Source organism: Saccharothrix syringae (assembly GCF_009498035.1).
GTDB classification, from domain to species: Bacteria; Actinomycetota; Actinomycetes; order Mycobacteriales; family Pseudonocardiaceae; genus Actinosynnema; species Actinosynnema syringae.
Genome location: NZ_CP034550.1, coordinates 10,780,933 through 10,804,577 on the forward strand (window position 1 = coordinate 10,780,933; position 23,645 = coordinate 10,804,577).

The 23,645-nt window shown below is 71.6% G+C and carries 20 protein-coding genes; 10 read left to right on the forward strand and 10 right to left on the reverse strand.

Going from position 1 to position 23,645, the window contains the following annotated elements; genetic code table 11:
- Nucleotides 1-36: 36 nt before the first annotated feature.
- The 3 genes from EKG83_RS46025 to EKG83_RS47335 all read right to left on the reverse strand — a co-directional run bounded on the left by EKG83_RS46025 (nucleotide 37) and on the right by EKG83_RS47335 (nucleotide 1,453).
- Complete coding sequence (locus EKG83_RS46025) at nucleotides 37-330, reverse strand: thioredoxin domain-containing protein (protein ID WP_153278834.1); 294 nt, start codon at nucleotides 328-330, stop codon at nucleotides 37-39.
- A gap of 189 nt (nucleotides 331-519) precedes the next feature.
- Nucleotides 520-891 (reverse strand): PIN domain-containing protein, encoded by a 372-nt coding sequence (locus EKG83_RS46030; protein WP_033428283.1) that lies wholly within the window; start codon nucleotides 889-891, stop codon nucleotides 520-522.
- A gap of 415 nt (nucleotides 892-1,306) precedes the next feature.
- On the reverse strand, nucleotides 1,307-1,453 hold the full coding sequence (locus tag EKG83_RS47335) for a hypothetical protein (RefSeq protein WP_170191759.1): 147 nt from the start codon (nucleotides 1,451-1,453) through the stop codon (nucleotides 1,307-1,309).
- A gap of 334 nt (nucleotides 1,454-1,787) precedes the next feature.
- Between EKG83_RS47335 and EKG83_RS46035 the strand changes: the two genes are divergently transcribed.
- Nucleotides 1,788-2,411, forward strand: coding sequence for an SIMPL domain-containing protein (locus tag EKG83_RS46035; protein ID WP_033428281.1), 624 nt, complete (start codon nucleotides 1,788-1,790; stop codon nucleotides 2,409-2,411).
- Nucleotides 2,412-2,530: 119 nt separating this feature from the next.
- On the opposite strand, the gene EKG83_RS46040 is transcribed toward EKG83_RS46035, so the two are convergent.
- Nucleotides 2,531-3,538: an OmpA family protein gene (locus EKG83_RS46040; protein ID WP_033428280.1), complete on the reverse strand. Its 1,008-nt coding sequence runs from the start codon at nucleotides 3,536-3,538 to the stop codon at nucleotides 2,531-2,533.
- 152 nt (nucleotides 3,539-3,690) lie between these two features.
- The gene (locus tag EKG83_RS46045; protein ID WP_033428279.1) at nucleotides 3,691-4,962 is read right to left on the reverse strand and encodes an acetyl-CoA C-acetyltransferase; all 1,272 of its coding nucleotides are present in this window, start codon (nucleotides 4,960-4,962) and stop codon (nucleotides 3,691-3,693) included.
- Nucleotides 4,963-5,052: 90 nt separating this feature from the next.
- Here EKG83_RS46045 and EKG83_RS46050 point away from each other — a divergent pair, with 90 nt between their 5' ends.
- Both EKG83_RS46050 and EKG83_RS46055 read left to right on the forward strand, forming a co-directional pair.
- Nucleotides 5,053-6,375, forward strand: coding sequence for a 3-oxoacyl-ACP reductase (locus EKG83_RS46050; RefSeq protein ID WP_033428278.1), 1,323 nt, complete (start codon nucleotides 5,053-5,055; stop codon nucleotides 6,373-6,375).
- Nucleotides 6,375-7,232, forward strand: a complete 858-nt coding sequence (locus tag EKG83_RS46055; protein WP_033428277.1) for a MaoC/PaaZ C-terminal domain-containing protein — start codon at nucleotides 6,375-6,377, stop codon at nucleotides 7,230-7,232. The genes EKG83_RS46050 and EKG83_RS46055 overlap by 1 nt, the downstream gene beginning before the upstream one ends.
- Before the next feature lie 22 nt (nucleotides 7,233-7,254).
- On the opposite strand, the gene EKG83_RS46060 is transcribed toward EKG83_RS46055, so the two are convergent.
- Nucleotides 7,255-7,950 (reverse strand): TetR/AcrR family transcriptional regulator, encoded by a 696-nt coding sequence (locus EKG83_RS46060; RefSeq protein WP_033428276.1) that lies wholly within the window; start codon nucleotides 7,948-7,950, stop codon nucleotides 7,255-7,257.
- A gap of 100 nt (nucleotides 7,951-8,050) precedes the next feature.
- On the opposite strand from EKG83_RS46060, the gene EKG83_RS46065 reads away from it, so the two are divergent.
- The 4 genes from EKG83_RS46065 to EKG83_RS46080 all read left to right on the forward strand — a co-directional run bounded on the left by EKG83_RS46065 (nucleotide 8,051) and on the right by EKG83_RS46080 (nucleotide 12,156).
- Nucleotides 8,051-8,692 (forward strand): SCP2 sterol-binding domain-containing protein, encoded by a 642-nt coding sequence (locus tag EKG83_RS46065; RefSeq protein ID WP_033428275.1) that lies wholly within the window; start codon nucleotides 8,051-8,053, stop codon nucleotides 8,690-8,692.
- A 7-nt stretch (nucleotides 8,693-8,699) separates the two neighbouring features.
- Nucleotides 8,700-9,914, forward strand: coding sequence for an acyl-CoA dehydrogenase family protein (locus EKG83_RS46070; protein WP_033428274.1), 1,215 nt, complete (start codon nucleotides 8,700-8,702; stop codon nucleotides 9,912-9,914).
- Nucleotides 9,915-10,350: 436 nt separating this feature from the next.
- On the forward strand, nucleotides 10,351-10,962 hold the full coding sequence (locus EKG83_RS46075) for a hypothetical protein (RefSeq protein WP_153278835.1): 612 nt from the start codon (nucleotides 10,351-10,353) through the stop codon (nucleotides 10,960-10,962).
- A 12-nt stretch (nucleotides 10,963-10,974) separates the two neighbouring features.
- A complete protein-coding gene (locus EKG83_RS46080; protein WP_051764592.1) occupies nucleotides 10,975-12,156 on the forward strand; it encodes a DUF262 domain-containing protein in 1,182 nt (393 codons plus the stop codon).
- Nucleotides 12,157-12,348: 192 nt separating this feature from the next.
- Here the strand turns inward: EKG83_RS46080 and EKG83_RS46085 are convergent, their stop codons facing one another.
- Nucleotides 12,349-13,251: a helix-turn-helix domain-containing protein gene (locus EKG83_RS46085; RefSeq protein ID WP_033428273.1), complete on the reverse strand. Its 903-nt coding sequence runs from the start codon at nucleotides 13,249-13,251 to the stop codon at nucleotides 12,349-12,351.
- Between the two features lie 74 nt (nucleotides 13,252-13,325).
- Between EKG83_RS46085 and EKG83_RS46090 the strand changes: the two genes are divergently transcribed.
- Nucleotides 13,326-14,699 carry a pentapeptide repeat-containing protein gene (locus EKG83_RS46090; RefSeq protein ID WP_033428272.1) on the forward strand — a complete coding sequence of 458 codons (1,374 nt, stop codon included), beginning with the start codon at nucleotides 13,326-13,328 and terminating at the stop codon, nucleotides 14,697-14,699.
- Here EKG83_RS46090 and EKG83_RS46095 read toward each other — a convergent pair.
- From EKG83_RS46095 to pdhA, 3 genes are read right to left on the reverse strand one after another with little or no spacing between them, the layout of a single operon-like run.
- Nucleotides 14,696-16,057, reverse strand: coding sequence for a dihydrolipoamide acetyltransferase family protein (locus tag EKG83_RS46095; RefSeq protein ID WP_033428271.1), 1,362 nt, complete (start codon nucleotides 16,055-16,057; stop codon nucleotides 14,696-14,698). The genes EKG83_RS46090 and EKG83_RS46095 overlap by 4 nt on opposite strands.
- 11 nt (nucleotides 16,058-16,068) lie before the next feature.
- Nucleotides 16,069-17,091: an alpha-ketoacid dehydrogenase subunit beta gene (locus tag EKG83_RS46100; protein ID WP_033428270.1), complete on the reverse strand. Its 1,023-nt coding sequence runs from the start codon at nucleotides 17,089-17,091 to the stop codon at nucleotides 16,069-16,071.
- Nucleotides 17,091-18,284, reverse strand: a complete 1,194-nt coding sequence (pdhA, locus tag EKG83_RS46105) for a pyruvate dehydrogenase (acetyl-transferring) E1 component subunit alpha (protein ID WP_051764589.1) — start codon at nucleotides 18,282-18,284, stop codon at nucleotides 17,091-17,093. The genes EKG83_RS46100 and pdhA overlap by 1 nt, the downstream gene beginning before the upstream one ends.
- A gap of 433 nt (nucleotides 18,285-18,717) precedes the next feature.
- Here pdhA and EKG83_RS46110 point away from each other — a divergent pair, with 433 nt between their 5' ends.
- On the forward strand, nucleotides 18,718-20,130 hold the full coding sequence (locus EKG83_RS46110; RefSeq protein ID WP_033428268.1) for a M20/M25/M40 family metallo-hydrolase: 1,413 nt from the start codon (nucleotides 18,718-18,720) through the stop codon (nucleotides 20,128-20,130).
- Between the two features lie 689 nt (nucleotides 20,131-20,819).
- A complete protein-coding gene (locus EKG83_RS46115) occupies nucleotides 20,820-23,492 on the forward strand; it encodes an MGH1-like glycoside hydrolase domain-containing protein (protein WP_228122452.1) in 2,673 nt (890 codons plus the stop codon).
- The last annotated feature ends 153 nt before the right edge of the window (nucleotides 23,493-23,645 follow it).

Below are 23,645 nucleotides of genomic sequence, written 5' to 3' on the forward strand. Positions count from 1 at the left end.
TTCCGCTGTTCCACCGTCCACCATGTGGGCGGCGCTTCATGCGCCCAACAGCTTCTGCCGGCGGTCTTCGACGCGAAGGTAGGAGGTCTTCAGGTACGCGCGGAGAGGTCTTCCCGGGTGGTTCAGCAGCGAGGTGAGGTCGGAGGTGTCGCCTTGCTCCCACCGCGTGAACACAGCTTCGCAGCCGGCCACGTGGGCGCAGAAGTCGAGCAGGACGATCTTGCCGCGCAGGTCGGCGAGCCTGATCCCCTGCCCGCCGGTGTTGAGCCAGTCGCGCCCGACGAGTTCGGGGGCGCGGACACGGGCGCGGCGGCGTTGAGCGGTCGTCACGCCGGGAGTCGACACCGTGGGACGGGCGACCTGTTCCGGGTTCCGGCACGTGGACCTCCCGTCGGTGTCCGGGCGCTCGACGGCGGCGGGCGGGTCGGACGCGCCGCGGGCGGGAGCGGTCGGCGTCGCTGCTCGGCGGGCGCGGACCGACTCGGCTCACTTCAGCCCCCGGTGGACCTCGGCGCCTGCTCACCGGACCGTTCGCGGCCCCAGCACCTCGGCGCCCAGGGCCTCCACGCGGTGGCGCAGGGCGCGGTCCGCGGTGACCACGGCGCAGCGGCGGCCGGGGGACTCGGCGCGGACCACCTCGACGATCTCGTCGTCCCCCGAGCCCGGGGCGGCGACGACGCGGACCTCCGGGGTCGACGTCACGCCGCGCGCCCTGCCCTCGACCACGAGGATGACCTCCAGCGGGCCGGGCAGGGTGGGGAGTCCGCGTTCAGCTACACCCGAAAGGCTGTCCCTCAATCGGGTGGTGGCGGCGGCGCGGTCGTGCCACCAGCCGTCGGGGACCGAACCCACGACGTTGGCCGCGTCGACGACCAGGAGCGGGGACGTCACCGGGTCATGCTCTCAGCAAACTCGCGGGAAACTGTCGTACCCCGGTGGCACGATGGTCTTGTCCATGGGGGACAAGCGGAAACACAGGGGGATGAAGTGATGATCAGGCGCGCCCGCAGAACGGACGACACCTGGAACGGCTCGGCCACGGCCAAGTAGCCGGACACGGGAAACCCCGCGGTGCTGCCAGGTCGGGGGTCCGACAGCACCGCGGGGTCACCAGGAACATCGAGACACGCTCGGTGTCCGTTACACCCTCTAATGAGTGTGACACAGATCACATTTTTAAGCGACAAAGCCCTGCCGCGCGGGAGGTGCGGCAGGGCTTCGTCTTCCCCTGCGCCGGCGGGCGGGACGACGGGGCGTGCACCCGGTGTCGATCGGGTGGCCGCTCCGCGCACCGGCGGAAGAGTGCTCAGCGGAGGCTGGAGACCTGGGCCTGGGCGATGGCCATCAGCTCGTGGCGCATCGCGGGCGTGGGCGCCATGTCGATCGCGCGGGCGACGGCCTTGCGGTTGCGAGCCTCGACACGACGAGCGCGGAGCTTCGCAGTGAAGTTCATCAGGGGGTCATCCCTCTCAGAGATCTCTCGGTGGTGTGCTTCAAGTATGCACCCTCCACGCCCTCGGCGCACCCGAATTTCCGGTGAGGTACCGCACACGCCGACGAATCGTCGGTCATAACCGGACTCGCCCCGACGATTCGCTTGAGCGACACCCGGTCGACCGGATGAGGGCTGAGCAACTCCCCGGCGTGCGCGCCAGACCACCCGATGCGGCCGCGGCGACCACGGAACCGCAGGTCACCCCTCCTTCCCAACAGGAACCGGGCGACCACGGCCCGCGCCCCGGACGCCGTCCAGCGGTGTGGGGCCGCGTCGGCGGTAGCGTGGCGGCGTGGCCGAAGTGGTGACCAGGGGCGTCGGCAGGGCCGAGCGGACCGCCGACCGCGCAGAGGTGCAGGTGGGGTTCGAGACGACGGGCTCGACGCGCAACGAGGCGGTGGACGCGCTGGGCACGCGGGTCGCCGACGTGGAGGCCGCGCTGCGGGCGCCGGGCGTCGAGGTCCGCTCGCGGCAGCTCACCGTGCACGACAACTGGGACGGCAGGCGCCGGTCCGGCAGCCGGGCCGCGCAGAACTACGTGGTGCGCGTCGACGACGTCGACCGCCTCGACGAGCTGCTGGCCGCGCTGGTCGCGGCCGAGCCGAGCTGGTTGAGCGGGCCGAACTGGCAGCTCAAGGACGACTCGGACGCGGTCCGCGAGGCGCAGCGCGGGGCGGTGGCGGACGCGCGCCGCCGCGCCGAGGGGTACGTCGAGGCCCTCGGCGCGCGGCTGGGCCCGCTGCACCGGCTCACCGACGGCGACGCCGAGGTGTGGGCGGCCGACAACGCGCGCACCATGGCCGCGTACGGCGGCGGCGCGCCCGGCGCGGCACCGGAGATGGGGCGGCTGAACCTGGACGCGCAGCGGATCACCGTGACGGTCCGCTGCACCGCCGCCTGGTCGCTGCTGGACTGACCGCGGGCAGGGGCGCGACCGGCGGGGACACCCACCGGCGGACACCCGGCCGACCGACGGGTGCCCGGCCACCACGCGATCACCGCGGGCCGGCCGCCGAACAGCGCCGGCCGCCCCGCCTACCCGTCGATGCGCGGCTGCACCAGCTCCACCACCACGGACCGGTTGCGCGCGGCCGCGGCGGGGATCAGGTCGCCCATCGCGTCGAGGTCCACGGCCAGCGGCGCGCCGAAGCCCGCCCCGACCACGTCGGTGAACGCCGCCCGGCTCACCCCCAGCCCCACCAGCTCGGCCACCACCCGCTCACCGCGCCGCCTGGTCAGCTCCAGCGCCGCCTCGGACGAGGCCGCGCTGGCGGTGCGGGCGGTGACCCGCGCGGTGGTGCGGCCGTCGAACTTGTCGGCGACCTCGCGCAGCACCTCGCGCGCGCTGGGTGCCAGCTCCGCGCTGCCCGCCTGGAACAGCACCGAGCTGGGCAGGTGCACCAGCGCGTCCTGGTGCAGCACCTCCCCGATGTCCACGGTCGGCACCTCGGTCCGCGAGAGCGGCGCGCCGGCGGGCACCCGTTCCGGGTCGTTCGTGCAGCTCTTCGCCCCGAACCGCGCGCAGATCCCCAGCCACAGCCTCACCAGCGCGTCCTGCGCGGCCGGCGGCAGCGGCCGCTGGGCGCCGGCGACCTGGCCGAGGCCCGCGAACACCACGTCCTTGCCCGTCAGGTCCGGCAGCGCGTCGTCCGGCACGGACGCCACCACCTCGGGCACGTCGAGGTCCAGGCCGAGCCGGGTGAGGTCGAGCGGGTCGGTGGTCTGCAACCCGCTGCTGTGCAGCACCAGCAGCGCCGGCCCCTCGGCCGAGGCCATGTCGGACAGCACGGACAGCGGGTCCAGCCGGTCGCTCGTGCCGCCGATCCGCGCGAGCTGGCCGTTGACCCGGGACACCAGGTCGGCCGCCGCGTCGCCGTCGGCGGGGTAGACCTCGTCGGAGTAGGCGGTGCCCGCCTCCGCGCCCTCCAGGTAGACGACGACGCGGGTGTCGCCGTTCTCGAAGGCGGTGGCCAGGCGGTCCGCCGCGGTCCCGGTCAGCTCGACCCGCGGCTCGTTGGCCGACGCGGTCACGCCGATGCGCACGGTGGTGGTGTCACGGGACTCGCTCCCGCAGGCAGCACAGGACGCTGCCAGGACCACGACTGCGGCGAAGAGTCGTGAGTGGTTCATGCATGTGCAACGGCATTGAACACGTTTGTGTTACATATCTCACCCGTTCGGCCCAGAACGACCACTCAGCGTTCCACGATCGCCGTCACGCCCTGGCCGCCGGCCGCGCAGATGGAGATGAGCCCGCGCCCGCTGCCGCGCTCGGCCAGGAGCTTGGCCAGCGTGGCCACGATCCGCGCCCCGGTGGCCGCGAACGGGTGCCCGGCGGCCAGCGACGAGCCGTTGACGTTGAGCCTGCCCCGGTCGATCGGGCCCAGGGGTTCGTCCAGCCCCAGCCTCGCCTTGCAGAAGTCCGCGTCCTCCCACGCCTTGAGCGTGGCCAGCACCTGGGACGCGAACGCCTCGTGGACCTCGTAGAAGTCGAAGTCCTGGAGGGCCAGGCCGGCGCGCGCGAGCATCCGCGGCACGGCGTAGGCGGGCGCCATGAGCAGGCCCTCGCCGCCGTGCACGTAGTCGACCGCCGCGGTCTCGGTGAAGGTCAGGTACGCCAGCACCGGCAGCCGCCGCGCCGCGGCCCACTCCTCGGAGGCCAGCAGCACCACCGACGCGCCGTCGGTGAGCGGCGTGGAGTTGCCCGCGGTCATGGTGGCGCCCTCGCCGCGCCCGAACACCGGCTTGAGCCGCGCCAGCTTCTCCGCGCTGGAGTCCGGCCGCAGGTTCTGGTCGCGCGTCAGGCCCAGGAAGGGGGTGACCAGGTCGTCGAAGAAGCCGCGGTCGTAGGCGGCGGCGAGGTTGCGGTGGCTGGCGGCGGCCAGCTCGTCCTGGTCCTCCCGGGTGATGCCCCACTCGCGCGCGGTGATGGCGGCGTGCTCGCCCATGGACAGCCCGGTGCGCGGCTCGCCGTTGCGCGGGACGTCGGGCACGAGGTGCTTGGGGCGCAGCAGCTTGAGCGCCGCCCGCAGCTTCGCGCCGTTGGTGCGCGCCCGGTTGAACTCCAGCAGCACGGCGCGCAGGTCCTCGTTCACGCCGATCGGCGCGTCGCTGGTGGTGTCCACGCCGCCCGCCACGCCGACCTCGATCTGGCCGAGCGCGATCTTGTTGGCCACCGAGATCACCGCCTGCAACCCGGTGCCGCAAGCCTGCTGCACGTCGTAGGCGGGGGTCTCGGCGGACAGCCGGCTGCCGAGCACGGACTCCCGGACCAGGTTGAAGTCGCGGCTGTGCTTGAGCACCGCGCCCGCGACCACCTCGCCCAGCCGCTCGCCCTGGAGGCCGAACCTGCTGACCAGGCCGTCGAGCGCGGCGGTGAGCATGTCCTGGTTGGAGGCCGCGGCGTACGGGCCGTTGGAGCGGGCGAAGGGGATGCGGTTGCCGCCGAGGATCGCAACGCGCGCCATGTCGTCCTCCGGGGGTTGGGGGCCGGGTCGGGACCGAATTCTACCTACTGACCAGTAGACTTACTAGCGAGTAAGGAGTGTGATGTCCGCATGGATCGCTACCAGTCGTTCGCCAACACCGGGGTCGGGCGGTTCGTCGTGGGCAGGCTCGGCCTGCCCGACCCGCGCCCGCTGCGCCGCCACTCCCCGGGCAGCCCCCCGCTCGACGGTCCCGTGCTGCTCGGCGGTGGCGGGCGGCTCGTCGACCCCGTCCGGACCGTGCTGAAGTCCGCCGGGCTGGACGTCGTGGCGGAGGCCGGGCCGCCGGGGACCGACCGGTACGGGGCGCTGGTGTTCGACGCGTCCGGCATCGACTCGGTCGAGCGGCTGCGCGAGCTGTTCGAGTTCTTCCAGCCGGTCATCCGCTCGCTCGGGCCGTGCGGGCGCGTGGTCGTGCTCGGCACCACCCCCGGGCACGCCGGGTCGCGCGTCGCCCAGCGCGCGCTGGAGGGGTTCACCCGTTCGGTCGGCAAGGAGCTCAGGCGCGGCGCCACCGCCCAGCTCGTGTACGTGGCGCCCGGCGCCGAGGACGCGCTGGAGTCGACGCTGCGGTTCCTGCTCTCGGGCCGGTCGGCGTACGTGTCCGGGCAGGTCATCCGGGTCGACCCGGCCGAGGTGGAGGTGCCCGGGGACTGGGAGCGGCCGCTGGCGGGCAAGGTCGCGCTGGTCACCGGCGCGGCGCGCGGCATCGGCGCGGCGATCGCCGAGGTGCTGGCGCGCGACGGGGCGCACGTGGTGTGCCTGGACGTGCCCGCGCAGGGCGACGAGCTGTCCGCCGTGGCCAACCGGGTCGGCGGGTCGGCGCTCCAGCTGGACGTCACCGCGGCGGACGCGCCCCGCCGGATCGTCGAGCACCTGGTGCAGCGGCACGGCGGCGTGGACGTGGTGGTGCACAACGCGGGCATCACCCGCGACCGGACCCTCGGCAAGATGGACGCGGGCCGCTGGGACGCGGTGGTCGAGGTCAACCTCGCCTCCCAGGAGCGGGTGAACCGGGAGCTGCTGGCCGCGGACGCCCTGCGGCCCAACGGCCGGGTCGTCGGCGTGTCCTCGATCGCCGGCATCGCGGGCAACGTCGGCCAGACCAACTACGCCACCACCAAGGCGGGCGTGATCGGCATGGTCGACTCCCTGTCCGCCGAGGTCGCCGGCCGGGCCACGGTCAACGCGGTCGCGCCCGGGTTCATCGAGACGAAGATGACCGCCGCGGTCCCGCTGCTCATCCGGCAGGCCGGGCGGTTCATGAACAGCATGTCGCAGGGCGGGCTGCCGGTCGACGTGGCCGAGGCGATCGCGTGGTTCGCGCACCCGGCGTCGGCCGGCGTCAACGGCAACGTCGTCCGGGTGTGCGGGCAGAGCCTGCTGGGGGCGTGATGGCGAACCTGACCCTGCTCTACGCCAAGGCGGCCCTGACCTCGTTCACCCGGCGCGGCGGCGCGCTGCCCGCCGCGTCGCTGGACGCCGAGGTGTCGGTGGACCCGGAGCACCTCGCCCGCTACAACCGCGTGTGCGGGTTCGGCGTGCGCGACGAGCTGCCGCTGACCTACCCGCACGTGCTCGGCTTCCCGCTGCAGGTGCGGCTGATGACCGGGCCCGGGTTCCCGTTCCCGCTGCCCGGGCTGGTGCACGTGGCCAACCGGATCTCGCGGTCCCGGCCGCTGCGGCTGGGCGAGCCGCTGTCGCTGCACGTGGAGCTGGCCGACCTGCGGCCGCACGAGCGCGGGCAGCAGTTCGACGTGGTGACCACGGTGGCCGTGGACGGTGAGGAGGTGTGGGTCGACGTGTCGACTTATCTCCGGCGGGGTGGGGGTTCCGGGTCGGGCTCGCCGGCGGGCGCAGCGGCGGTGCCGGAAGGCGAGCGGGCGGCGGGAGGGTCGGCGCCGGGTGGGCGGGCGTCGGCGCCGGAGCCCGCGGCGGTGTGGCGGGTGCCGGCCGACATCGGGCGGCGGTACGCGGACGCGTCCGGCGACCGCAACCCCATCCACCTGCACGCGTTCACCGCGAAGGCGTTCGGCTTCCCCCGCGCCATCGCGCACGGGATGTGGTCGAAGGCCCGGTGCCTGGCGGCGTTCGAGGGGCGGCTGCCCGACGCGGTCGACGTCGACGTGCGGTTCCGGGCGCCGGTCCCGCTGCCCTCCCGGGTCGAGTTCTCGACCTCGCCCACCGCCGACGGCCGGCGGTTCGCGCTGTGGTCGCGCAAGCCGCACCTGGAGGGCGTGATCAGCGGTTGACGCCGGTCGGGGCGCCCCGGCCCTAGCTCACCGGGGCGCCGTCCGCCACGCTCTCCGGCCGCCGCGACGGCGGGTGCCACACGTCGCCGGCCACGAGGTCGCCGAAGCCCATCCACACCAGGTTCATGAGCCGGGCGGCGACCACGCCCGCCGGTTCCTCGGGGTTGTCGAGCCACCAGTCGGCCAGCGACTCGCCCGCGCCGACCAGCGCCGCGGCCAGCGACTCGGCCTCCTTGTCACCCGCCCGCGGCACGTTGCCGAAGTCGGCGGAGTGCACCAGCAGCGCGGCCACCAGGCTGATCGCCCGGCCGCGCATGTCGGCCAGCTCCTCGGCGAACGGCCCGCCCTGCGAGGACGCCTGCCGGTGCAGGACCTGCCAGCTGGCGCGGTTCTCGCCGACGAAGCCGAAGAAGGCGCGCAGCCCGCTCCACAGCTGGACGTCCGGCGGCGCCTCGGCCTCGACACCGCCCGCGATGGCCTCCATCATGCGGGTGGCCTCGCGGCGGATGCACGTGGCGAACAGCTCTTCCTTGGAGCCCAGGTACGCGTACAGCATGGGCTTGGAGATGCCCGCGACGTCGGAGATCTCGTCCATGGACGCGGCGTGGAACCCCAGGCGCGAGAAGACGTCCACGGCGGCGTCCATGATCTGCCGTTCGCGCACCGCGCGCGGCAGCCTCTTCGCCCGGCCGGTGCGTACCGGTTGCTCAGCGTGCATCACACCCCCTTGAAGACCGGACAAGGTTACTCCGAAGCCCTTGCCCCCTTACCTACTCGCCAGTAGGATTACCGCTCAGTAGGTAGCGGAGGAGCCACTCATGACCATCGACCTCTCCACCGAGGCGATCGCGAAGCTCAGCCCTCAGGAGCTGATCTCAACGCTCAAGCGGGTCGACCCGGCCGACCCGGCGCTCAAGGACGTCGACATCGACGTCATCGCGCGCGGCATCGACCCGAAGAAGCTCGCCGAGGACGAGTTCGCCGACCTGCTGGCCGCGCTCGGCGCGCTGGCCGACGGCGGGGCCGACCTCGACCTGGCGAAGATGGACCCCCAGAACTTCGCCCGCATCATCTCGCGCGCGTCCAAGGGCCAGGTGGAGGCGGTCACCTCGCGCCCCGGCCTGCGCGAGCGCGTGCTCGACGAGGTCTTCCGGCGCATGGAGGCGCACTTCCGCGGCGATCGCGCGGGCGCCACGCGCGCGGTGGTCCACTTCCACCTCACCGGCAAGTCCCCCGAGGACCTGTACGAGGTGGTCATCGAGGACGCCACGTGCCGCATCGGCAAGTCGCCCACCCGTGACCCCAGGGCCTCGGTGACGTTGGGACCGGTGGAGTTCCTGAAGCTGGCGACCGGCAACGCGTCGGCGCCGGTGCTGTTCATGACCGGCAAGCTGAAGGTCAAGGGCGACCTGGGCTTCGCGGCCGGGTTCATGAGCCTGTTCAACATCCCGAAGGCGTGAGGGGACCATGGGTGGTTTTTCGCTGGAGCTGAACGAGGACCAGGTCGACCTGCGCGACTGGGTCCACGGCTTCGCCAAGGACGTGATCCGGCCGGCGGCCGCCGAGTGGGACGAGCGCGAGGAGACGCCGTGGCCGGTGATCCAGGAGGCGGCGAAGATCGGCCTGTACGGGTTCGAGGCGCTGGCCACGTGGTTCGCCGACCCCATCGGGCTGTCGCTGCCGATCGCCACGGAGGAGCTGTTCTGGGGTGACGCGGGGATCGCGCTGGCCCTGATGGGCACCGGCCTGGCCGCGGCGGGCATCTTCGCCTCCGGCGAGCCCGAGCAGCTGGCCGAGTGGGTGCCCGAGTGCTTCGGCACGGAGGACGACCCGAAGCTGGCCGCGTTCTGCGCGTCGGAGCCGCAGGCCGGTTCCGACGTGGCCGGGTACCGGACGCGCGCGGTGTACGACGAGGCCACCGACGAGTGGGTGATCAACGGCCAGAAGGCGTGGGCCACCAACGGCGGCATCGCCAACGTGCACGTGGTGACCGCGGTGGTGGACCCGGCGCTGGGCGCGCGGGGCCAGGCCGGTTTCGTGGTGCCGCCGGGAACCCCCGGCCTGTCGTCCCCGGGCAAGATCAAGAAGCACGGGATGCGCGCGTCGCACACGGCGGACGTGTTCCTCGACGACGTCCGCGTCCCGGGCCGCTGCCTGCTCGGCGGCAAGGAGCGGCTGGACGCGCGGCTGGCGCGGGCGCGCGAGGGCCAGAGGGCCGGCGGGCAGGCGGCGATGGCGACGTTCGAGACCACCCGGCCGACCGTCGGCGCGATGGCGGTCGGCGTCGCGCGGGCGGCCTACGAGTACGCGCTGGAGTACGCCAAGGACCGCGAGGCGTTCGGCCGGAAGATCATCGAGAACCAGTCGATCGCGTTCGACCTGGCGAACATGAAGATGGAGATCGACGCCGCCCGGCTGCTCGTGTGGCGGGCCGCGTGGATGGGCCGCAACAACGTCCCCTTCACGGCGGGCGAGGGGTCGATGTCCAAGCTGAAGGCCGGCGAGGTGTCGGTGTGGGCGACCGAGCGGGCGATCCACATCCTGGGCGGGGCCGGGTACACGCGGGAGCACCCGGTGGAGCGCATGCACCGGGACGCGAAGATCTTCACCATCTTCGAGGGGACGTCGGAGATCCAGCGGTTGGTCGTGGCCAGGGCCATTTCCGGCATGTACATCAAGTGAGCTGATCTCCCCGGGCCGTCGTCGGGCGGGCCGGGAGGCAGGTGGGGTCTCCAGGACGCGGGAGGCCCCACCTTTGCCGAGTGAACCGGGGATGACTCCGCTGGGCCACGACCTACTACCGTGACCGCGCAGCAGTTCGACGTCGATCGAACGTACCCAGGATTCGGGCTGGCCAAGCAGGTCGATCAAGTGCAAACATGTCGGCCATGTGCCGCACAGCTCCACCCGGTGCAGCGGTTGCTGCACACGACAGAGCCGTGGAGACTGGACTGGCGAACATTGCCCATCCTTTACCGGATAGGCCAGATGTCTCATCGATATGCATCTACAGGAGCGGTGAAGCAGTTTTTCAGGCGAACCAAGGAAAGACCAGCGGCTTCCCACCCGTCGAACGCCGACCGGAAAGTCGCAGTCCAAATCCACCTCGGACGTCGACATGAACGCGACAGATCAAGGTTTATCCACCACCGAAGTGGAAGCAATAAGGCGGAATATCAGAAATCTGACTCCGGAGGAGTTTACCAACCACCACATCGTTGATCGGGTTCCGTACATATTTTCGGACCGGAAGCAGTACGTCGAATGGAAGAGCCTCCTTGCTGCAGACCTGGATGTCGACCCATACACGATAGTGATCGTCGGCAGTTCGTGCCTCGGCTACAGCATCTCCCCAACCAAGCTCTTCAACCCTTTTCACCAGAGATCGGACATCGATGTCGCGGTCATCAGCTCCGCACACTTCGAACAAGCGTGGACCTGGCTCCGACGCCCAGGGGTGCGCGACATGTTCGAGAGCAAACGGTGGCAACACTCGTTCGACGACCACCGTAGTCGCCTCGTATTCGACGGCGCAATAGCTACGGACAAGATCCTGAACCGACTGCCGTACGGTCCCCAATGGGCTCGCGCACTACATCGAGCGGCGAACAGGGAGCCGACGACGAGAAGGACCATCAAGGCACGTATATACAAAGACTTCGAAGCGCTGCGCACCTACCAGATCAGCAACGTTCGAACGATCAAACAGAAGTTGCTGTCAGAAGATTAACAGCACCAGCACATGGAGCACCAGATGGCCGCAAGCGGTGACGCTTCGAACAACCAGCGATTCCTCGACTCGGGACCGCAGACATTGGCATGGTTCAACAACCGCCTGCGCGCTGGCGAACTCGACATGAAACCCCCCTTCCAGCGCAACCCGGTCTGGCAGGAGAGACAGAAGACCTATCTGATCGACAGCATAATCCGCGGATATCCGGTTCCGGAACTCTACCTGCAGACGATCGTGAACAACCTCGGCGAAGAGAAGCACGTGGTTGTGGACGGCCAACAGAGAATCCGTGCGTGCTTGGAGTTCGTCGCCGGAGAATTTGCCCTGGACGACCAGACCGACTACGAGGGACACCGGTTCGACGAGCTGCCCGAAGCCGTTCAGCAGAGGATATTCAAGTACAAGTTCGTCGTGCGCACATTGCCGGTACTCGAAGACAACGAGATTCGGGAGATCTTCGGTAGACTCAATCGAAACAATGTCGTACTAAATAAGCAGGAACTCAGATTCGCCACATACTGGGGCGAATTCATCGGCACAATGAAGGAACTCAGTCAACACCCGTTTTGGGTCTCCTCGGGACTTTTCACCGCTAATGATATCAGGCGCATGCTCGACACCGAGTACATCAGCGAGCTCGCCGTTGCCACGGTGTTCGGACCACAGAACAAGAAAACGAACTTGGACAGTTTCTACGCGGACTTCGAGGCCGAGTTCCCCGACAAAGAGCATGTGATCAGGATCTTCACCCTTGTGCTCGACGAACTCCTGCAACTGCTCGACTGGCCGACAAAGCTGCGCTGGTCCAGGAAGGTTGACTTCTACAGCCTGTTCCTGGTCCTCGTCGGCCGCGTGGGCGAACTCCCCTTTGACCGCAGCGAGCGCGAGGTCATACGGCAACGTCTCACTACCTTCTCCCAGAGCGTTACCCGAATCCTGAAGTTCACCGAGGGTCTCGATGCCGATGACGAACCCAAGGCAGCCCGCGCCTACTCACGAGGAGTCCGCAACTCAAGCGACTTGAACAGTCGCCGCATGCGGATTTCTTCACTCGACGCCTATCTTCGGGGTGATGATTTCGACCTACCGGTCTCGCCGAAGCTCGACAACGATCCGCTTCGGTCGTTGCCTTCACTGCAGGACTTGCTCGCACAGTACCCTGAAGACGAAGAGCCCGATAACGAAGAATAGTTTCCGGCCGTCGGGACTACAGGAACCGAACTCCGATGCGTGAATGGTTCACTCCGAGACCGGTGACGAGGACCTCGGCTCGGCCAAGGCCGAGGTCCTCGTCATGGGCGTGACACCACTGGATGCCAATAAGGCGCGACGGGTGTTCACGGATTCGGCGGAGACATCCGTGCCGCCTCGTGCGGGAACGGCCTACCTCATCGCCTCGACGAGCCAGGCCCGCTCCGCGGTCGTGTCCGGCACCGCGGGCCAGCCGTTGATCTTCGCGATCAGCGCCCAGTAGCGCTCGGCCCTCGGGTCGCCGAACTCCTCCAGCCGCCGGGCCAGTTGCGGGCCCACCGGGACGTCCAGGGCGGTCGACCACGTCTCCGCGATCCGCCGCACGATCGCCGCGGCCTCCTCCGACCCCGGGTCGACGCCCGAGTCCAGGGCCTCGCGCGCCAGGGCGATCGCCTGCCCGAACGCCTCCCGCTGCTCCGGCGCCGGACCCGACATGTCGGCGCCCTCGGCGCGCAGCTCCTGGTGCCGCTCGGACATCCGCCTGATCGAGGCCCGGAAGTCCGGGTCCTGGACCAGGTTCGCCAGCTCGATCCACGCCTCCAGCTGCTCGGACGTCGGGTCGTCGGGCAGCTCGACGCGGACCGACCGCATCCCCTGCTCGAAGCCCGGCTCCAGCTCCAGCCCTCCGAAGACCTCGTCGAAGAAGTCGTCCAGGATCGCCTGCCGCTCCTGCTCGGACAGCCTGGCCAGTTCGTGCACCATCTCCACCTCCCCGTTCCGCGCCACCACGCGCAGCACGGCCCGGCGCAGCCGGAGCGTGCGCATCTGCGCGTCGATGGCCTCCGCGTGCGTCCGGGCCACCTCGGCCACGGACACCTCGCGCGCCAGCACCCGCTGCGCCGTGGGCAGGTCCACGCCCAGGTCGCGCAGGGTGCGCACGAGCTTGAGCCGCGCCAGCCCGTCGACGTCGTAGGTGCGGAAGCCGCCCGCGGTCCGCCCCGCCACCGGGACGAGGCCGGAGTCGGAGTAGAAGCGGACCGTCCTGGTGGACAGGCCGGTCATCCGCGCCAGGTCGCCGATCGAGTAGTGCGCCACGGGGACCACCTTGGAATCTCCAGTCGCTGGAACTTCAACCCGATTAACCGCATGATCCGGCACGATCGCGGTTCGTGCGCGAAGCCCTCGACGTCCTCCGCCCCTACTGGCCCGCGCTCCTCGCGCTGCTGGCGCTGATCGCGGTGCGGCGGGCACTGCGCGCCGCGTACCTGCGGTGGACGGGCGGCAGGCCGCCGACGAGGCGCGCGACCCGCGAGGAGAGGCTGCTGACCGGCGCGCGCGGGCGGATGGCGTGGTCGGTGGCCCGGTGGCTGGCCGCGGCCGTGGTGCTGGCGGGCGCCACCGGGTTCGGGCTGTTCGTGCTGCTCGGCACGCCGCGGCTGCCGTCGAGCGACAGCTTCACCACCGCCGAGCTGCTGGAGCTGCTCAAGATCGGCCTGGCCGTGGTGGGCGGGCTGGGCGCGGTCGTGGCGCTGGCCGTCGCCTACCGCAGGCAGCAGGTGTCGGAGGCGGCGCACCACATCGCGACCCGGCAGGAGGAGCGCGAGCGGACGAAGTTCCACAACGAGCGCTACGGGGCCGCCGCCGAGCAGCTGGGGCACGAGCGGTTCGCGGTGCGCCTGGCCGGGGTGCACGCCATGATCAGCCTCGCGGACGACTGGCCCGCGCAGCGGCAGATCTGCGTGGACGTGCTGTGCGCCTACCTGCGCACCCCCGTGCCCGAGGACGACCCCAACGAGGCCGAGGTGCGCCAGGTCGTCCTCACCGCCCTGCTGGAGCACGAGTGGCCGAACGGCGGCGCCCCGACGGTGGACCTGCGCAACGCGCGGCTGGTCGACCTGGACATGGCCAACCGCGTCTTCAAGGGCACCTTCATCTTCGACAACGCCCGGTTCGGCGGTGCGCGGACCAGTTTCGAGGGCGCCGAGTTCCTGGGCCGGACGAGCTTCCGGGGCGCCGAGTTCACCGCCCACCGGACCGTCTTCAGCGCCGCGTCGGCGGTGCGGGCCGACCTGGACTTCACCGGGGCGACCTTCGCCGGCGGCTCGGTCGACTTCACCCACGCCCGGCTCTCCGAAGCCTCGGTGCACTTCGAGCGGGTCCGGGTGGACGGCACCGCGTTCGACTTCCGGGGGACGGAGCTGTCGGGAAGCACCCTGTCGTTCCGGCGGGCGCACCTGCGCGACACCGCGCTGTCCCTCGCCCACGTGATCCTGGGCAGGCGGCTCGGCCGGGTGGGCGTCTTGCGGCTGAGCGAGGTCGACGCGGAGCGCACGGCGATCGACTTCGAGTCGTGCCGGCTGGTCAACGCGGTCGTGGAGGTGCGGGAGGCGCGATTCGCCGACTGCCGCCTGGAGCACTTCCCGACCGGCGAGCAGGTGGTCGTCCTGCGCGACGAGGGGGCCGAGCCCGCGGAGTTCGCGGCGGAGCTGCGGGCGGTGCTCGGTGCCGGGGACCGCGAGGCCCCCGGCACCGGGCGCGCCTAGTACGTCATCGCCACGCCGGGGTCGGCCAGCAGCGCGCCGACGTCGGCGAGGAACCGCGAGCCCTGCTGGCCGTCGACCACGCGGTGGTCGAAGCTCAGCGCCAACTGGCACACCTTGCGCGGCACGACCTGGCCGCCCACCACCCACGGCATGTCGCGGATCGCGCCCAGGGCGAGGATGGCCACCTCGCCCGGGTTGATGATCGGCGTGCCGGTGTCGACGCCGAAGACGCCGACGTTGGTGATGGTGATCGTGCCGCCCACCATGTCGGCGGGCGGGGTCTTGCCGTCGCGGGCGGTCGTGGCCAGCTCGTCCAGGGCCACGGCCAGCTCGCGCAGCGACATCCGGTCGGCGTCGCGGACCTTGGGCACCACCAGGCCGCGCGGGGTGGCGGCGGCGATGCCCAGGTGGACGTAGTCCTTGTAGACGATCTCCTGCGCCGCCTCGTCCCACGTCGCGTTGACGTCGGGGGTGCGGCGGGCGGCCAGGAGGACGGCCTTCGCGGCGAACGCCAGCGGCGTGAGCTTGACGTCGCGGAACTCCGGCGCGTTCTTCAGGCGCGCGCGCAGCTCCATCATCGGCGTCACGTCGACGGTCAGGAACTCCGTGACGTGCGGCGCGGTGAACGCGCTGTCCACCATCGCCTGGGCCGTCGCCCTGCGGACGCCCTTGATCGGCACCCGGCGCTCCCGCGCGCCCGCCGGGACCGCGGCCGGGGCGGCCGGGGCGGGCGTGACGGCCTGCTCCACGTCCTCCCGGGTGATCACGCCGCCCGGGCCCGAGCCCGCCAGCGCGTACAGGTCCACGCCCAGGTCCTTGGCCAGCTTGCGCACCGGGGGCTTGGCCAGCGGCACGTAACCGCCGCGCGGTGCGGCCACCGGAGCGGGCGCCGGGGTGGGTGCGGGTGCCGGGGGCGGGACGACCGGGGCCTGCGCCACCGGGGCGACCGGGGCCTGGCCGGCGGCCTTGCGCGGGCGGCGCTTGGCAGCGCCCGACTTGGGTCCGTAGCCGACCAGCGTGGCGATCCGGCCGTCGGCGGTCTCCTCGCCGATCTTGCCGTTCGACTCGGCGGAGGCGGGCGCGGGCGCGGCCGCCGGGGCGGCCGCGCCGGACGGGTCCAGGTCGATGGTGATGATCGGCGAGCCGACCTCGACCGTCTGGCCGACCTCGGCCAGCAGCTCGGTCACCACGCCGTCCCACGGGCACGGCAGCTCGACGGCCGCCTTGGCGGTCTCGATCTCGCAGATGACCTGGTTGACCTTGACCGCGTCACCCGGCCTGACGTGCCAGGTGAGGATCTCGGCCTCGGTCAGCCCCTCGGCCGTGTCGGGCAGGGGGAACTGCTTGAACTGCGGCACAGCTGTTCCCCCTACCAGGCCAGTGAGCGGTCGACGGCGTGGAGCACCCGGTCGAGGTCCGGGAGGAACTCCTCCTCCAGCTTCGACGGCGGGTAGGGGGTGTCGAACCCGGTCACCCGCAGCACGGGCGCCTGCAGCGAGTAGAAGCACTCCTGCTGCACCTTGGCCGCGATCTCCGAGGAGATGGACGACTCGCCGGGCGCCTCGGTCACCACGACCAGCCGGCCGGTGCGGCGCACCGACTCGTACACCGGCGCCAGGTCCAGCGGGGACAGCGAGCGCAGGTCGACGACCTCCAGCGACCTGCCCTCCTCCTCGGCCGCCGCGGCGGCGTCGAGGGAGGTGCGCACCATCGGGCCGTAGGTCACCAGGGTGACGTCGGTGCCGGTGCGCAGCACCCGGGAGCCGAACAGCGGTCCGGGCGCGGCGGTCGTGTCGACCTGGCCCTTCTCGTAGTAGCGGCGCTTGGGCTCGAAGAACAGCACCGGGTCGTCGCAGTCGATGGCCTGCTGGATCATCCAGTAGGCGTCGGCCGGGTTCGAGCACGCCACGACCTTGAGGCCGGCGGTGTGCGCGAAGTACGACTCGGGCGACTCGGAGTGGTGCTCGACCGCGCCGATGCCGCCGCCGAACGGGATGCGGATCACCATGGGCAGCTTGATGCGGCCCTGGGTGCGGTAGTGCAGCTTGGCGACCTGGCTGACGATCTGGTCGAAGCCGGGGAAGACGAAGCCGTCGAACTGGATCTCGCACACCGGCCGGTAGCCGCGGATGGCGAGGCCCACGGCGGTGCCGATGATGCCGGACTCGGCCAGCGGGGTGTCCAGCACGCGCTGCTCGCCGAAGTCCTTCTGCAGGCCGTCGGTGATGCGGAAGACGCCGCCGAGCTTGCCGACGTCCTCGCCCATGACGACGACCTTCGGGTCGGCCTCCATCGCCGCGCGCAGGCCGTTGTTCAGGGCCTTGGCGATGGTCAGCGTCTGCACCGCGGCGGGTGCGCCGGCCGCGGTGCGGTCCATGGTCGGAGCGGCCATCAGTGGTCACCTCCCGCGAACCCGGCGTGGTAGGCCAGGAACTCGTCGCGCTGCGCCTCCAGGACGGGGTTGCCCTCGGCGTAGACCTCGCTGAAGATGCGCCCGGCCGGTGGGTCGGGCAGGTTGACGCAGTAGTCGCGCAGCTCGACGGCCACGCGCTCGGCCTCCTCCTCGATCGAGTCGAAGAAGCCCTGGTCCGCCCACTGCTGCTTGACCAGGTGCACCTTGACCCGCTCGATCGGGTCCTTGAGCTTCCACAGCTCCAGCTCGTCGGACAGCCGGTAGCGCGACGGGTCGTCGGAGGTGGTGTGGGCGTCCATGCGGTAGGTGAACGCCTCGATCAGCACGGGGCCGTTGCCCTGGCGGCACTCCTCCAGCGCCCAGCGGGTGACCGCGAGGGTGGCCAGCACGTCGTTGCCGTCGACCCGGATGCCGGGGAAGCCGTAGCCGCGGGCCCGCTGGTAGAGCGGGAGGCGGGACTGGCGCTCGGTCGGCTCGGAGATGGCCCACTGGTTGTTCTGGCAGAAGAACACCAGCGGCGCGTCGTAGACCGCGGCCCACACGAAGCCCTCGTGCACGTCGCCCTGGCTGGTGGCGCCGTCGCCGAAGTAGCAGATGGTGGCCTCGCCGTCGGCGTCGCCGACCGCGCCGTCGAACTTCTGGCCCATGGCGTAGCCGGCGGCGTTGAGGACCTGGTTGCCGATCACGATCGTGTAGGGGTGGAACCGGTGCTCGACCGGGTCCCACGTGCCGTGGTCGGTGCCCCGGAAGATGCCGAGCAGGTCGGTCGGCTTGATGCCCCGGCACCAGGCCACGCCGTGCTCGCGGTAGCTGGGGAACGCCATGTCGGTGGGGCGCAGGGCGCGGCCGGAGCCGATCTGCGCGGCCTCCTGGCCCAGCAGCGGGACCCAGATGCCCAGCTGGCCCTTGCGCTGCAGCGCGTTGGCCTCGCGGTCGACGCGGCGCACCAGCACCATGTCGCGGTACAGGCCGCGCAGCTCCTCGGCGGTGACGTCGATGTCGAAGTCGGGGTGCTGAACGCGCTCGCCCTCGGGGGTGAGCAGCTGCACCAGGTCGGCGCCGCCCTCGTCTGTCGCTCGCAAGCCGGCGATCACCTGTTCCGCGGTCGGTGCCGCACCGGTGGCCGGCGGGGCCCCCGGCCCGGGGTGCGTCCATTCTTCGGGGGACGACATGCGCCTTGTCTCCTCGTCTACGAGGCCGCCCGGTCGCTTGTGGCGAGCCTGCGCGGCGGCACCGCCGGTTGTCGTCGGCCCCTGGGTGCAGGGGACTGGGCAGCCGTCGGCACTGACGGTTCTCTCATCCACATCCTGACATGGCGTCACCCGGGATGGTGAGCCCCGTCCCACTTCGTTACCCGCCGCGCAGGCTCCTGACGTGCGGTGATCGTTGGAAGACCAATCTTCGGCCCTCCTAGGAGAGCGTCCGGGGAGCGGACGGCACTGTCCTGGTTACCGTTCGTTAACTACACTGGGTTCTCCGGCCGACACGCGTCGTGGGGCCCAACCACCCACGTCGCGACCACCCGGACCGGTGGACTACCGACCATCGGGGCCACTGCCCGTTTCCACCAACCGAAACGGCGGGCGGACGTGACAGGATCGGGCGGTGGACCGTTCAGTGCTGACCCGTACCGTTCGCGGACTCTGGGACGACGACATCCTCCCGAGCCTGTCCGACCTCGTCGCGGTGCCCGCGATCTCCCCCGTCTTCGACCCCGCGTGGGCCGAAAACGGCCACCTGGCCGCCGCGGTCGAGCACGTGCGCGCCTGGTTGGCCGACCGCGACCTGCCCGGCGCGACCGTCGAGGTGGTGCGGCTGGCCGGGCGCACCCCCGTGCTGCTGGTCGACGTGCCCGGCACGGCCGACCTCGACGACACCGTGCTGCTCTACGGGCACCTGGACAAGCAGCCCCCGGTGGGCGGCTGGGGCGAGGGCCTGGGGCCGTGGACGCCGGTGGTGCGCGAGGGCCGCCTCTACGGGCGCGGCGCCGCCGACGACGGCTACGCCGGGTACGCCGCCGTCGCCGCGATCGAGGGCGTGCGGCGGGCCGGTGGCGCGCACGCGCGGTGCGTGGTGCTGCTGGAGACCGGCGAGGAGTCCGGCAGCCCGGACCTGCCCGCCTACCTGGAGCACCTGCGGCCCCGGCTGGGCGAGGTGTCGCTGGTGGTGTGCCTGGACTCGGGCGGCAACGACTACGACCGCATGTGGCTGACCACGTCGCTGCGCGGGTTGCTGCAGCTCACCGTGACCGTGCGGGTGCTGGAGAACGGCCTGCACTCGGGCATGGCCAGCGGCATCGTGCCGTCGTCGTTCCGGGTGGCCCGGCAGCTGCTGGACCGGCTGGAGGACCCCGCCACCGGCGAGGTGCTGGTGCGCGAGATGCACGTGGAGGTCCCGGAGCACCGGGTGGCCGAGGTGCGCGACGCCGTGGCCGCGGCGCCCGGGTCGCTGGTCGGGCCGGTGCCGTGGGCCGGCGGGACGCGCCCGGTGACCGACGACGAGGTGGAGCTCGCGCTGAACGCCGGGTGGCGGCCGACGCTGTCGGTGACCGGCGCGGCCGGCCTGCCCCGGCCCGAGGAGGCGGGCAACGTGCTGCGCCCGTTCACCACGCTGGTGCTGAGCTTCCGCCTGCCGCCCACGGCCGACTCCGCCGCCGCGCTGGCCGCGGTCGAGCGGGCGCTGACCACCGACGTGCCGTACGGGGCGACGGTGGAGCTGTCGCGCGTGGAGCACGCGGGCGGCTGGGACGCGCCGGCCCTGGCGCCGTGGCTGCGGGAGACGCTGGACCTGGTGGGCAAGGAGGTGTTCGGCGCGCCCTGGCGGACCGTGTCGCTGGGCGGGTCGATCCCGTTCATGGGGCTGCTGCACGCGGCCTACCCGCGGGCGCAGTTCCTGGTCACCGGCGCGGTGGGGCCGGACTCGAACTGCCACGTGCCCGACGAGTGGCTGCACCTGGCGCACGCGGCGCGGGTCACCGAGGCCGTGTCGGTGGTGCTGGACGCGCACGCGCGGCGTTAGGGGGTTGGGGTCCCCGCGGCGGGTTCGCCGCGGGGACCGTCCCACCTCCGGGTGAGGTCGGCGAGGAGGACGAGGCCGGCCGCGGGGTTGGTGCCGCAGTAGCGGCGGGCCCTGGTCGGCTCGGCGCACGCCGGGGTCGGCACTCCGCACGCCCCCCACGATTTCGACCAGTGGCAACGCCGGGCCCACCCCCGGCGACGGGGAGAGCAGTCGACCCGCGCGACCAGCGGTGATCGGGCCTCGGCGGGCAGCCCGAAGGCACCGGACACCTGCCGGGCCGGCGAACCGAACATGATCACCGGGAAGAGCGCCGGCACCGACACGATCGTGGGATGTGTCGTCGACCACGGGCGCGACCCGGCCAACTCGCCGCGGAACGCCTGCGCGGCGGGCGGCGGGCGGCGGGCGGCGGGCGGCGGGCGGCGGAGAAGATCGTCGCCTCGGCTTCGTACGCGACGTTGACCGGGTCCTGCCGGGAGACGTCGCCGGTGCCCGCCGGACCTCCGGGTGCCGGAGCGCGCCGTTCAGGGCACGCCGCAGCACGGCGGAACGGCTCGTCCCGCCCCGGCGCGCGGGTTGTCAGGTTGCCGACACGGAGAGTGACGACGACACCTCCCGCGACACCTTCCCCAACTGCGACCTAACCCGCGGGTAACCGGTTTACTGAACCGATGCCGCACACTGGCCCAGTGAACGAGCACAGCCGGCAGGCCGAGAGGGCGCGACTGGCGGGGTCCGACTCGCCGACCGCGCCCTGGCGCTTCTGGGGCCCCTACCTGGCAGGACGCCAGTGGGGGACGGTCCGGGAGGACTACTCGGCGGGTGGCGACGCGTGGACGTCCTTCCCGTTCGACCACGCCCGCTCCCGCGCCTACCGCTGGGGCGAGGACGGCATCGCGGGCATCTGCGACGTGCACGGCTTCCTCAACCTGGCGGTCGCGCTGTGGAACGGCCGGGACCCGATCCTCAAGGAGCGGTACTTCGGCCTGACCAACAACGAGGGCAACCACGGCGAGGACGTCAAGGAGCACTGGTGGGTGACCGACGGGACGCCCACCCACTCGTGGATGCGGGTGGTCTACCGCTACCCGCAGCGCGAGTTCCCCTACGCCGAGCTGCGCGAGAGCGCCCGGCTGGCCGGCCGCAACGAGCGCGAGCCCGAGCTGGCCGACACCGGCGCGCTGGACGAGAACCGGTTCTTCGACGTCACCGTCACCTACGCCAAGGCGAGCCCGACCGACGTCTGCGTCGAGCTGACCGCCACCAACCACGGTCCCGACCCGGCGCCGCTGCACCTGCTGCCCCAGCTGTGGTTCCGCAACACCTGGGCGTGGGGCCGCGACGACCGCAGGCCGTCCCTGGTGGCGCGCACCACCGACGGCTGGCGCCGGGTCACCGCCGAGCACGCCGCGCTGGGCCGCTACACCCTGCACGTCGAGGGCACCCCGACGCTGCTGGTCACCGACAACGAGACCAACGAGGTGGAGCTGTTCGGCAAGCAGGCCAACCCCACCCGCCACACCAAGGACGGCATCGACCGGTACGTCGTGCGGCGCGACAGCCGGGCGTGCCAGGTCATCGGCCCGGACGACGAGGGCGAGCCCGGCACCAAGGTGGCCGCCTGGTACTCGTTCGACCCGGTGGAGCCCGGCGAGTCGGTGTCGGTGCGGCTGCGGCTGGTGGAGGGCGACGGGCACCTCGACGCCTTCGGCCCGAGCTTCCGCGACACCGTGGACCAGCGCAGGCTGGAGGCCGACGAGTTCCACCACACCGACCTGGACCCCAAGCGGGCCGCGGTGGTGCGCCGCGCCGTGGCGGGCCTGCTGTGGACCAAGCAGCACTACCGCTTCCGCGCCGCGGAGTGGCTCGACGGCGACCCGGCGCAGCCGGCCGCGCCCACCTCGCGCCGCAGCCCGCACGCCCGCAACGCGCACTGGCGCCACTTCGACGCGGCCGACGTGATCTCCATGCCGGACGAGTGGGAGTACCCCTGGTTCGCCGCGTGGGACCTCGCGTTCCACACCGTGCCGCTGGCCCGGGTCGACCCGGCGTTCGCCAAGGAGCAGCTGCTCCTGCTGTGCCGCGAGTGGCTGATGCACCCCAACGGCCAGCTGCCCGCCTACGAGTGGGAGTTCGGCGACGTCAACCCGCCCGTGCACGCGTGGGCCGCGCTGCAGGTCTACCGGAGCGAGGAGCACAAGGACCGCGGGTTCCTGGCCCGGATCTTCCACAAGCTGCTGCTCAACTTCTCCTGGTGGGTCAACCGCAAGGACGCCGACGGCAGCTACCTGTTCGAGGGCGGCTTCCTCGGCATGGACAACATCGGCCCGGTGAACCGGTCGGAGCCGATGCTGGGCCAGTGGCGGCTGGAGCAGTCCGACGCCACCTCCTGGATGGCCGCCTACAGCCTGCACCTGATGCAGATCGCGCTGGAGCTGGCGCGGCACGACGAGTCGTACGAGGACGTGGCCACGAAGTTCGTGGAGCACTTCCTGAGCATCGCCGAGGCGTCCACCCAGTTCGGCACCGGCGGCCGCGGCATCTGGGACGAGACCGACGGCTTCTGCTACGACGTGGTGTCGCGGCGGCTGCCCGACGGGACCGTGGAGTCCAAGCCGGTGCGGGTGCGGTCGATGGTGGGGCTGATCCCGGTGCTGGCGTGCGCGGTGCTGGAGCCGTGGGTGTTCGAGGAGCTGCCGGGGTTCGTGCGCCGGCTGGAGCACTGCCTGGCGCGCCGGCCGGAGCTGCGGCGGTTCCTGACCCGCCAGGACGGCCGGGCGCTGCTCAGCCTGCTCGACGAGCGCAAGCTGCGGCTGGTGCTGACCCGGATGTTCGACGAGGGCGAGTTCCTGTCGCCGCACGGCATCCGCAGCCTGTCCGCGGCGCACCGCGAGGGCCTGGAGGTGCAGGTCGCCGACCAGGAGCACCGGATCGGGTACGAACCGGGCGAGTCGCGCACGCCGATGTTCGGCGGCAACTCCAACTGGCGCGGCCCGGTGTGGTTCCCGACCAACGCGCTGCTGGTGGAGGCCCTGCGCACGATCGAGGAGTTCCACGGCGGTCGGTTCCACGTGGAACTTCCCACCCGCTCGACCCGCTCCGTCACCGCCGGGCAGGCGGCGGACGAGCTGGTCAGACGGCTGGTGTCGCTGTTCCTGCCCGACCACGACGGCCGCCGCCCGGCCGACGGCAAGCGGGTGGAGTCCACCGACTCGCCGCTGTGGCGGGACCACGTCACCTTCAGCGAGTACTTCGACGGCGACACCGGCGAGGGGCTGGGCGCGACCCACCAGACGGGGTGGACCGCGCTGGTCGCGTCGCTGCTGACGGATCGTCGCCACACCGGCGCTCTGGGTAAATGAATTGTGTGACGTAACCCAAACGGCCGAATGATTTACGGCTCTGCGTCACGTGTGACAGAGGAATGCCGGAAACCGAAGGTCTGTAACACGGGCGTGCTGTCCTGGGTGTCACCCAAGTGGCAGTATGCCGAACACTCGACCGACACAGTTACG